The organism is Paenibacillus alba (assembly GCF_013204855.1).
Taxonomy (GTDB): domain Bacteria; phylum Bacillota; class Bacilli; order Paenibacillales; family NBRC-103111; genus Paenibacillus_E; species Paenibacillus_E alba.
In genome coordinates this window covers 124,020-134,970 of sequence record NZ_JABMKZ010000021.1, presented here as the reverse complement: position 1 = coordinate 134,970, position 10,951 = coordinate 124,020, and the positions used below count along the sequence as shown (strand labels likewise).

The following is a 10,951-nucleotide window of genomic DNA, read 5'->3' as shown; positions in this document are numbered from 1 at the left end:
AGCTACCTTGATCCGTTGCTCATCATAAAGGATATTGCTTTTCATACATCTCATTCCCCCTCACCAATATTGTACCTTATTGCATATTGATGACTCCAATCTAATTAGGGGGCTTCAGAGAGTTCAGAGATTTTGCCTACAGAACTTCATCTCCGGCGGAGATAGTGACAGGAAAAAATGGAAACGACGATCTGCGCAGCCAGATCTACGAGAGGCTCATGCAATTGCGCATGAGCCTCTTCGATTTAGTTGACGCTTTCCATCCAGTATGACGGAATAAAGCAAAAAATGACTTTTGTGTGTAAAGACCTTCCTTGGCTAACCTATTACACTAAAGATGTAAATAATTATCTGGAGGAGGAACACAAATGGTACAAACAAAAAAAATCATGGGGGCACTTGTTACAGCAACCGTACTGATGTCTCTGGTCGCAGGCTGCGGAGCCAAAACATCGGAGCCGACAACAGCTTCTACAGCGCCTCAAGCAACGAAAGCAGCGGATGCGCCTGCCAAAGCAGGAGACGGCAAGGTGGTCGTCGGCTTCTCTCAAATCGGAGCAGAAAGCGGATGGCGCGGTGCGGAAACCCAATCCATTCAAGACACTGCGAAAGCAGATCCAACCATCGATTTGAAATTCTCGGATGCGCAGCAGAAGCAAGAGAATCAAATCAAAGCGATTCGCTCTTTTATCGCGCAAAAGGTGGATGTGATCGCGATGGCTCCTGTCGTGGAAACAGGCTGGGAGGCCGTTCTCAAAGAAGCGAAAGATGCTAAGATTCCCGTCATCCTCGTTGACCGTGGGGTCGACAAGAAAAACGAAGATCTGTACACAAGCTTCATCGGTTCCGATTTTATTGTAGAAGGCCAAAATGCGGCCAAGGCAATGGCTGAGCATCTTGGAGATAAAGGAAATATCGTTGAGCTGGAAGGAACGGTTGGCGCGAGCGCGGCAACGGATCGCAAAAAAGGTTTTGACGATGAAATGAAAAATCATCCGAACATCAAAATTGTGAAGTCGCAAAGCGGTGATTTCAACCGTGCAACCGGCAAGCAAGTGATGGAAGCGATTTTGAAATCGCCAGAGGGCAAAGATATTCAAGGCGTGTACGCGCACAATGACGACATGGCGCTAGGCGCCATTCAGGCCATTGAAGAAGCCGGCAAAAAACCAGGCTCCGACGTGAAAATTGTCTCGATCGATGGGATCAAAGAAGCTTTCGAAGCTGTTAAAGCCGGAAAGCTGAATACGGTAGTTGAGTGCAATCCGCTGCTTGGGCCGCAATTGTTCCAAGCCGCTAAAGACTTGAAAGCTGGCAAGCAGCTTCCGAAATGGATCAAATCCAATGAAGACGTCTTTACGGGTCAAAAGGCCATTGACGCTCTCCCTAACCGCAAATACTAAAATAAATAGAAAAAACGAAATCAAGAGTCGTTCCTGAGCTCTTGATTTCGTTTCATAACAGATAAGGAGTGGAAATCTATGCAGCAGCAGCCTGTGTTAACGATGACAGGAGTCACGAAAGCTTTCCCCGGTGTCAAAGCTTTAACGAATGTGGATTTTCAGCTTAGAAGAGGAGAAATTCATGCTTTGATGGGACAAAATGGGGCAGGGAAATCCACCTTGATTAAAGTTTTGACAGGTGTTCATGAGATGGATCATGGCAGCGTGACCTTGAATGGTCAATCCGTACATATCAGATCCCCCAAGGACGCTCAAGCATTAGGGATTAGTACGGTCTATCAGGAAGTGAATCTGTGTCCTAATTTATCCGTAGCAGAGAACTTGTTTATCGGTCGTCAACCGAAGAAGCGCATGGGCGGCATAGACTGGAGTCTCTTGAACCGCAAGGCGGAAGAGCTTCTGGATCGGTTAAGTATCGCGCTTGATGTAACAAAGCCTCTATCGGAATTTTCGGTCGCGATTCAGCAAATGGTCGCTATCGCACGAGCTGTGGATATTTCCTCCGGCTTGCTTATTTTGGATGAACCGACCTCAAGTCTTGACCAGCAGGAAGTGAAAGAGCTTTTTCGAATTATGCGAAAGCTAAAGGATGAGGGGCTGGCGATTGTATTCGTTACTCACTTCATGGATCAAGTGTATGAGGTATCCGATCGCATTACGGTGCTAAGAAATGGGGAGCTGGTTGGCGAATATCGAACCGAAGAGCTGCCGAGGATTCAACTCATATCGAAGATGATTGGGCGTGAATGGCAGGATGAGGAGCAGCAGAGCAAAGCTGCCGGGAAAAGCAATGGCGAAGTATGGGTATCAGCCGAGCAATTAGGACGCCGAGGCTCCATAGAGCCATTTGATATCAAGGTGCGCAGAGGTGAGGTATTGGGGCTGGCCGGCTTACTTGGTTCAGGGCGTACGGAAATGGCGAAGCTGATTTTTGGGATCGACAAGGCAGATGAAGGCGCTATGACGATTGATAATGATAAAATTCGCACGATGTTTCCCAAAAAAGCGATTGAATATGGGTTGGCTTTCTGCCCAGAAGAGCGCAAAGTGGAAGGCATTATCGGAGAATTAACAGTTCGGGAAAACATCGTAATCGCTTTGCAAGCCAAACGAGGGCTCCTTCATAACTTATCGCTTCGCAAACAGCAAGAAATCGCCGAGCATTATATCAAGCTGCTGAGCATTAAGGTGTCCAGCATGGAGCAAAGAATTGATCAATTGAGCGGCGGCAATCAACAGAAAGCAATTCTGGCGAGATGGTTAGCGACCAATCCGAAGCTCCTCATCTTGGATGAGCCGACACGAGGTATTGACGTAGGCTCCAAAGCGGAGATTCGCAAATTAATCCTTTCGCTTGCAGCGGAAGGAATGACCATTTTGATGATAACGTCGGAATGGGAAGAAATGGTCGGTTGTTGTGACCGGATTATGGTATTGCGGGATCGTCAAATTATTGGGGAGCTGTCCGGCAATGAAATCGGTGAACAAAGAATTATGCAAATGATCGCAGAAGGAGGGTACCCAAATGATTCGATTCAAGAGCATGTTTCATAATGCCATTCATTCCAAATTGTTTTGGCCCTCAGCGGGGATCGCTTTGATCCTGCTGTTTAATGCGTTCTTTACGCCCGGATTTTTCAATATTCGCTTGCAGGACGGACATTTATTCGGGAGTTTAATTGATATTTTAAATCGAGGCACTCCGATTCTGATCATCGCGTTAGGCATGACACTGGTCATTGCCAAAGAGGGCATTGATATTTCCGTAGGTTCGGTGCTGGCTATTGCCGCTTCGTTGGCTGCTTTTTTGCTGCAGAAGCATGTTCCCTTTGTCCTCGCCTTATTGGCAGGCTTGGGTATTGGCGCCCTTTGCGGTTTTTGGAACGGTTTGCTTGTCGCTAAGCTGAAAATACAACCGATGATTGCCACGCTTATTCTATTGACGGTGGGGCGAGGCATCGCGCAGCTGATTTCCGGCGGGAAAATCATTACGATTTCCGATTCGGCCTATCGCTTTGTAGGGGGCGGCTACTTGCTCGGCTTGCCTTTCTCCGTCCTGTTGGCGGTCATTATTTTCGTTATTTTGCACGTTATTACACGCAAGACAGCATTTGGCTTATTTCTGGAAGCTGTTGGCTCTAATCGTGTATCCAGCGAATTTGCCGGAATTCATTCCACTCGCATTATGATGTCCGTCTATGTCATTTGCGGATTTTGCGCAGCGCTTGCAGGCATCATTGTTAGCTCTAACATTACAGGTGCGGATTCGAATAATGCCGGCCTTTGGTTTGAATTAGATGCGATATTGGCCGTTGTGATCGGAGGAACCTCGATGCGAGGCGGGCGGTTCTACTTGGGTGGAACGGTGTTAGGTGCTCTGTTTATTCAGACCTTAACGACGACGATCTACACGCTTGGTGTGCCGTCGGAATCCGTCATGGTGGTGAAAGCCATCGTCATTATTGTTGTGAGTCTGGTTCAATCGGATGTGTTAAGAGATAAATTAAGTCGTCAGTTTGGCCAAAAAATCAGGAAGAAGGTGCTTGTTAATGAAGCTGCCGCTTAAAATTACATCCTCTAACATCACCATTCTAGCTACGGTGCTTTTGTTCTTTTCCTTGTACGGCACGGGCTCTGCCATGTTCGACAGTTTTTTCTCGATGCAAGTGTTTCTGAATTTGTTTGTCGATAACGCTTTTCTGATCATTGTTGCTACGGGCTTAGCTTTCGTTATTATTACGGGTGGAATTGATCTATCTGTTGCCTCTTTAATCGCATTGGTGAGTGTCTTATCGGCAGTCATGCTAAGGGCGGGCATTCATCCCTTTGTCGTCATGCCAAGCGTGCTGCTGCTAGGTACGATATTTGGCCTTTTGCAAGGCTATCTGATCTGCCGCTATCATATTCATCCATGGATTGTAACCCTTGGGGGGATGTTTTTAGCGCGCGGCACGTGCTTTTTAATTAGCCCGGAAAGCATCGTAATCGATAATCCGATTTATAGTGCAATATCGAATTATAGAATTCCTATCCCAGGCGAGGGATCTATCTCCATTGGGGTGGTCATCGCGTTAGTTACGGTTGCAGCGGCTGTTTATGTTTCCAGATATACGGCTTTTGGAAGAAATGTATATGCCATTGGAGGCAATGAGAAGTCCGCTGAATTAATGGGGCTTCCTATCTACACGATCAAATTAGCCGTCTATACGTTAAGTGGTTTTTGCTCGGCATTGAGCGGAATCGTATTTACCTTTTACATGCTCTCCGGGTATGGCCTTCATTTGATGGGAGGCGAGATGGATGCGATTGCTGCTTGTGTAATAGGCGGAATTCTGCTTACGGGCGGCTTTGGCTATTTAGTTGGGCCCATGCTTGGCGTATTAAGCGCTGGTGTTATTCAAACGATGATTATGTTTCAAGGCTCATTAAGCTCCTGGTGGACCAAAATCGTCATCGGCTTCCTGTTGTTCGCCTTTATTGCTTTGCAGCGAGTCATCGTCTCCAGAAGGGAAAAAAAGCGAAACCCGCTCACGCCAAAAAAACTGAAAAACAACGTCCAAAATGTTGTACGGCTATGATATTATAAAAGCGATCGGAACAATCTTCCAAATCGAAAGATGAAGTTGCAACCTATGCTTTGGCAAACATCAAGAGGAGGATCGCAGTGAAGGCATATCTTCGTTACTGGCAGGACCGCAGCATTCGTTTTAAGCTAAACTGCATCTTCCTCTTAATTATTCTCATCTCCATACTATCTTTAAGCTTCTGGGGCAGTAGAGCCTACAGCAATTACTCCGAGAATCAGGCGGATCAAAGTACGCTGCAGATGATTCATCAAGTAGAAAGCAATGTCGATTATTATATCGAACATTTGAAAGATATCCTCCATTATTTGGGACAGGATGCTAATATTGAGCAATTTATGAAGCTGGATGCAGGTCAAGATCCCTCTCGGCTGGTCGTTGCAGAAATTGAGAAAACCTTATCCATGTACGTTGAGCGCAACAAGGAAGTTATGGGCATTATGCTGGTGAATAAGAATGGTACCTTCACTTCCCATGAAATGTACCGGATTACTCGTGACCCTCTGACAGAAGAAAGCTGGTATCAAGACGCAATTAAAGCACCAAGCGAAACGATGATTATCAGCAACCCGATTGGACGGAATGTGTCAACGACGCTGAATTACAGCTCTTACGATGTTATGTCACTCGTTCATGCCGTGCAAGATCCTGTAACCAAACAAGTCATGGGTGTCGTTCTCATGGATTTACGAATGGATATGATCAAATCTATTTTTGAAAATGTGAAGTTAGGCCAATCCGGATTTATGTACATATTGGATCATAAAGGCAATATTGTGTATGCGCCTACAAACGAAATTGTGTATCGGATTCAAGGAAAGTGGCTGCCAGATGGTTCACAAGGAAGCTTTACACAAGAAATTAAAGGGCACGATTATCGCATTTTGTTTAACGATTCCATCACGAACAAATGGAGATTCATAGGGGTTATTCCTAATGATGACTACCAGAAGGTCGTGAAGGATATTCAATTGTATACGTTAATTGTTACACTGATCACAATTGTTTTGGCAGCGCTTTTATCTACCTATTTTACCGGTACCTTGGTGCGTCCGATACGTAAGCTGATGAGCTTAATGAGGCATGTCAAGAATGGCGAGTTGAATCAACGTTTCGTTTCTGAAACCAAAGATGAAATCGGACAGCTGGGAGATAGCTTTAATCATATGCTCGAAGAAATTAAACATCTCATCAATTTGGTTTATGAGGAGCAGAAAAAAAAGCGGGAGGCTGAGCTTCAAGTGCTTCAAGCGCAAATTAAACCGCATTTTCTTTATAATACGCTGGATACGCTGCAATGGATGGCTCAGGAATATGAAGCAGACGATATCATTGAAGTGATTGGCGCGCTTACGAATTTATTTCGAATCGGTTTAAACCGAGGCAATGAATGGATTCCGATACGTGATGAAGTCAAGCACGCTGAAAGCTATATGATTATTCAAATGTCTCGCTATATGGATAAATTAGATTTTAAGTTTGATATTCCGGAATCCTTGTATCAATACCATGTCCTCAAGCTCATTCTTCAGCCGTTGATCGAAAATGCCATCTATCATGGGATCAAAGCAAGATCAGGCAAGGGGAAAATTACGATTGCAGCTGAGCAAAAGCTGGATCTGATCTGTTTCCGAATTACGGATGATGGGGCAGGTATCCCGCCTGAGAAACTGGAGGAAATGAATCAAATCTTACATGGCGAGAAAAAGCGAGAGGATCATTATGGCATAGGCTTGTTTAATGTGAATGAACGAATTCAACTGACATACGGCACATCTTATGGCCTTCAGATCTATAGTGAGCTAGGCAAAGGAACGACCGTTGAAATCAAGCATCCCAAATTGCAAGAAGCGAAAAAGACAGAATGAGGTGGCAGAAGATGTGGAAATTGTTGATAGCAGATGATGAGCCTCGTATAAGAAATGGTCTTCGAAAAACGCTGCCTTGGTCAGAAATGGGCATTGAGGTTGTTGCCGAAGCGGAAAATGGCAAAGAGGCTTTAGAAGCCGCAGCCTTAATTTGCCCTGATCTGATGTTTGTGGATATCAACATGCCATTCATGAATGGGCTTGAATTAATTGAAAAACTGCAAGCGCAAAATCCGGATTGCTTGGTGATCGTCATATCGGGACATGATGAGTTCGCTTATGCCCAGCAGGCCGTTCGACTCAATGTCTTTGATTATTTGCTAAAGCCTGTTCAAAAAACAGAGCTTAACGCAGCGGTAAATAAAGCATTGGAAGTCTTAATGAAAGACAGAGTTGAACTCAAACATACGCAATGGATGAACCATAAATTGGAGTTCAATGCGTTAACGATGCGTGAGGAATTTCTAAGCAAGTGGATAACAGGACGGCTTACCAAGGAACAATTTGAGGAGGAATGGCCGTTTTTTCAACTGCATTTCCATGGACAGACCAGTTTGCTGCTGCTGAAACCACTTAGCAAAGTATCGGTCAGTGCGCCGAATAAGATTTGGGACCCTTCCTTGCTGGAATTTGCTATCAAAAATATACTGAATGAAATGCTGCCGCAATTGCCGGTATCCGCTGTTTTTAGTGTGGGCAAAGGTCGGATTGCGGCGCTAACCCAGATTTCAAAACTGACTGTGTTACGGGCCATTTATCAAGATTTCGAACGCACTGTGATGAACTATCTGGGCGTTAGTTTGCTTCTAAGCTATGCTGTCGTGGAACAGTTTGAACAAGTGCCGGAGTCCTATGAACAACTGCATCAAGAGCTCCTCCGTGAAAGTGTCCTGACCCCCATTGTGATGATGACGAAGAAGTACTTAGAAACGTATTACTATAAGGAAGATTTATCGTTATCGGAAGTGGCCGACCAGATGAATGTGAATGCGACTTATTTAAGTAAATTGTTAAAAAGAGATCTCGGCAAATCGTTCGTAGACTGCCTTACCGATATTCGGATCAAGAAAGCTATCCAGCATTTGAACGATCCAACTTCCAAGATCTATGAAATTGCCCAAAAAGTCGGCTATCAATCGCAGCACTACTTTAGTCATACGTTCAAAAAGATGACAGGCGTATCGCCGCTGGAATATAGAAAACGTGGAGAATATTAGGATGAGAGTTCCATCAAGAAATAAACGAGGGCTTTTTATTTTCGGGTTGCTGACAGTGGTCGTACTCATGCTGGTCATCTGTCTGTTGAATCTGAAGGCTGTGACAAATGAGCCTGATTTCTTGATAGGCATTAGTCAGCCTAATTTAAACGAACCACGGCAAATGATGATGAATAATGAAATTCGCAAAGAAGCTGAAAAGCATAAAAATGTCAGGCTCATTTTTACGGATGCAGCAGAAAACAGTGAGAAGCAAATACACGATGTTCAAAAGCTGATGAACTACGGTATTGATCTTCTCATTATTTCGTTAAATGATTCCGAGAAGCTGACCCCTATCGTGACAGAGGTCTACAAAAATATTCCTGTTATTGTGCTGGGACGCGGAGTTACTGGCTATGATTACTCCTTATTTATAGGGTCTGATAATCTTTCTATCGGCAAAAAATCGGGTAAACTAGCTTCGGATTTGCTCGCAGGCACATCGTCTGAAATTGTAGAAATTAAGGGAAGCATTCATTCCAAATCGGTCGAGGAGACCAGCCATGGCTTTCAAGATTATTTATCGCGGACGCCATCTATTAAGATTGCCCAAGTGATAGACGGAGAATGGCGGCGAGATTTGGCGGAGGACGAATTAAAACGCATATTGCCTTCCAACCCGGGGGTTCGGCTTGTTTTTGCTCACAGCGATGCCATGGCGCTTGGCGCGCACCGGGCGATTGAAGCGCTAGGTTTGCCTAGCGTGCCTATCATCGGCATTGATGGGCTGGATACCGAGAACGGCGGATTCGATTTAGTCAAACAAGGCGTGTTAAGCGGTACGGTTACGAGCCCAACGGGGGGCAGAGAATCGATTCAATACGCGATGGATATCATGAACCGTGAGAAGGTTATTCCCAAGAAAATTATTTTGCGAAGTCATCTGATTACACGTAAAAATGTTGACCAAGTGGAAGCAGCCAATGAGCAAAATGATAGGCAGCCTCCCACCACTGGATTGGATGTAAGCACGAAAAAGATTAAGCTGGGCGTAGCCATCGTTGGCTCAGAGAGCAGTTGGCGGGCAGCGAATACGGAATCCATCAAGAATGCAGCTGGTCACGACGTTGGCATTGATCTCATGATGCAGAACGCAGAGGGAAGCCAGGACAAGCAAATAGAGATCATTCGTCGTTTTATTCAGCAGAAGGTCGATGTCATTGCTTTTACGCCTATTGTCGAAACAGGCTGGGAGCATGTGTTGACAGAAGCGAAGGCAGCGGGCATACCGGTTATTTTGACGGACAGGAAGGTCAAAGTGGAAGACGATTCCTTGTGGACAACGTTCATTGGCTCGGATTTTGTTGAAGAAGGGCGAAGAGCAGCCAGATGGCTTGTGGAGCACAAGGCGGCTGACAGCGGAGTCACGAACGTATTGGAGCTGCAGGGGACGGCTGGCTCTGCGCCTGCTATTGAGCGGAAACAAGGCTTTGAGGAAGTTCTCTCGCAAAGCAGCGGCTTTCGTGTGCTGGATTCGGAAATTGGCGATTTTACTTATGAAAGCGGGCAAGCTTTAATGAGTAAGGCGATCAGCTTGGGGAAGATTCCGCAAGTTGTCTTCGCTCATAATGATGATATGGCGCTGGGGGCCATCAAAGCGATTGAAAAGGCAGGTTTGAAGCCTGGGAAAGAAATTGTTGTGCTCTCCGTTGATGCCACAAAGCTTGCTTTTCAAGCGATGCAAGCCGGGAAGCTGAACATGTCTGTGGAGTGCAATCCGCTTCTTGGTCCACAAATTATCAAAGCGGTCAAAGATCTCGCCGCAGGCAAAGAGATTCCCGTGAACATCATAACAGCAGAGGGGATTTTCTCGCAAGATACGGCGAAACGTGATATTTCTACACGGAAGTATTAGAAGTGGTAAGCTCTATCCGGCTTGCTTGAACATAGAAAATAAAATCCCCCCTCAGCTCTGGGCCAAACGTTATGCCAGAGTGAGGTGGGGATATGTTAGAAGCTCAGAGCAATTTCGCGTGATTGTTGGATTGCTTTTTCTTTAATCTGGAGCGCTTGATCAGGTAACTCGGCCATCCCTTCCACGAAGATGCCTTCCAAATAAGGAACCCCAAGGAATTCCATAATGCCAGCCAGGTGGCGATGACCCATTTCATAGCCGGCATTCGGGGAGCCCGGAGACAGTATGCTGCCGCTTGCTTGAATGTGAACCGCTTTTTTATCACTCAGCAGGCCAATTCGTCCTTTGTCCTTCACATATTGAAAGGTTTTGCCTGCAACGCAAATGGCGTCGATGTATGCTTTCATAACGGGCGGGTAGGAATAATTCCATATCGGACTGACAAATACATATTTATCTGCAGCAACAAATTGATCAACCAGTTCGCCAAGACGACTAACTTTTGTCTTCTCAGATAAGGTCAATTCTCCAAATGCCTTGCCAGCCCCCAGCTTGCCCCATCCGCTAAAAACATCGGCATCCAGCTGCGGAATATCCATTTGGTATAAATCAAGATGAACGACTTCATCCTTCGGATTAGCAGAACGGTAGGCCTCTACGAACTCTTTTCCTACTGCTGAGCTATAGGATGCCTCATGATCGTTCGGATTTGCTAGGATATATAAGACTGTTGCCATACTAAAATTGCCTCCTTCAAGTGGTGAATGAAGCCGATTTCTCGGCCTTTCACTACAATGACGGATCAAACTTCAGGAGTGTGACAGAATAGTATGGAAATCAATAAATGATAAATTCTTGTCACATCAGGTGGATTTCGTTCGTCACTATGTATATAGACTAAATTCAGATGAAGAAGGAATTT

At 45.3% G+C, this 10,951-nt stretch carries 8 protein-coding genes; 7 read left to right on the top strand and 1 reads right to left on the bottom strand.

Features of this window, described 5'->3' with window-relative positions:
• Positions 1-368: 368 nt before the first annotated feature.
• From HQN90_RS23705 to HQN90_RS23675, 7 genes are all read left to right on the top strand, one after another.
• On the top strand, positions 369-1,403 hold the full coding sequence (locus HQN90_RS23705) for an ABC transporter substrate-binding protein (protein WP_216855433.1): 1,035 nt from the start codon (positions 369-371) through the stop codon (positions 1,401-1,403).
• Positions 1,404-1,481: 78 nt separating this feature from the next.
• Positions 1,482-3,017 (top strand): sugar ABC transporter ATP-binding protein, encoded by a 1,536-nt coding sequence (locus HQN90_RS23700; protein ID WP_173223258.1) that lies wholly within the window; start codon positions 1,482-1,484, stop codon positions 3,015-3,017.
• Positions 2,989-4,029, top strand: a complete 1,041-nt coding sequence (locus HQN90_RS23695; protein ID WP_216855432.1) for an ABC transporter permease — start codon at positions 2,989-2,991, stop codon at positions 4,027-4,029. The genes HQN90_RS23700 and HQN90_RS23695 overlap by 29 nt, the downstream gene beginning before the upstream one ends.
• Complete coding sequence (gene yjfF, locus HQN90_RS23690) at positions 4,013-5,041, top strand: galactofuranose ABC transporter, permease protein YjfF (protein WP_173223286.1); 1,029 nt, start codon at positions 4,013-4,015, stop codon at positions 5,039-5,041. The genes HQN90_RS23695 and yjfF overlap by 17 nt, the downstream gene beginning before the upstream one ends.
• An 86-nt stretch (positions 5,042-5,127) precedes the next feature.
• Entirely contained in the window at positions 5,128-6,915 is a 1,788-nt protein-coding gene (locus HQN90_RS23685) for a histidine kinase (protein WP_173223256.1), read from the top strand.
• Positions 6,916-6,926: 11 nt separating this feature from the next.
• The gene (locus HQN90_RS23680) at positions 6,927-8,132 is read left to right on the top strand and encodes a response regulator transcription factor (RefSeq protein WP_173223254.1); all 1,206 of its coding nucleotides are present in this window, start codon (positions 6,927-6,929) and stop codon (positions 8,130-8,132) included.
• Between the two features lies 1 nt (position 8,133).
• The gene (locus HQN90_RS23675; protein WP_173223252.1) at positions 8,134-10,029 is read left to right on the top strand and encodes a substrate-binding domain-containing protein; all 1,896 of its coding nucleotides are present in this window, start codon (positions 8,134-8,136) and stop codon (positions 10,027-10,029) included.
• Between the two features lie 95 nt (positions 10,030-10,124).
• On the opposite strand, the gene HQN90_RS23670 is transcribed toward HQN90_RS23675, so the two are convergent.
• On the bottom strand, positions 10,125-10,766 hold the full coding sequence (locus HQN90_RS23670; RefSeq protein ID WP_173223250.1) for an NAD(P)H-dependent oxidoreductase: 642 nt from the start codon (positions 10,764-10,766) through the stop codon (positions 10,125-10,127).
• Positions 10,767-10,951: the final 185 nt, after the last annotated feature.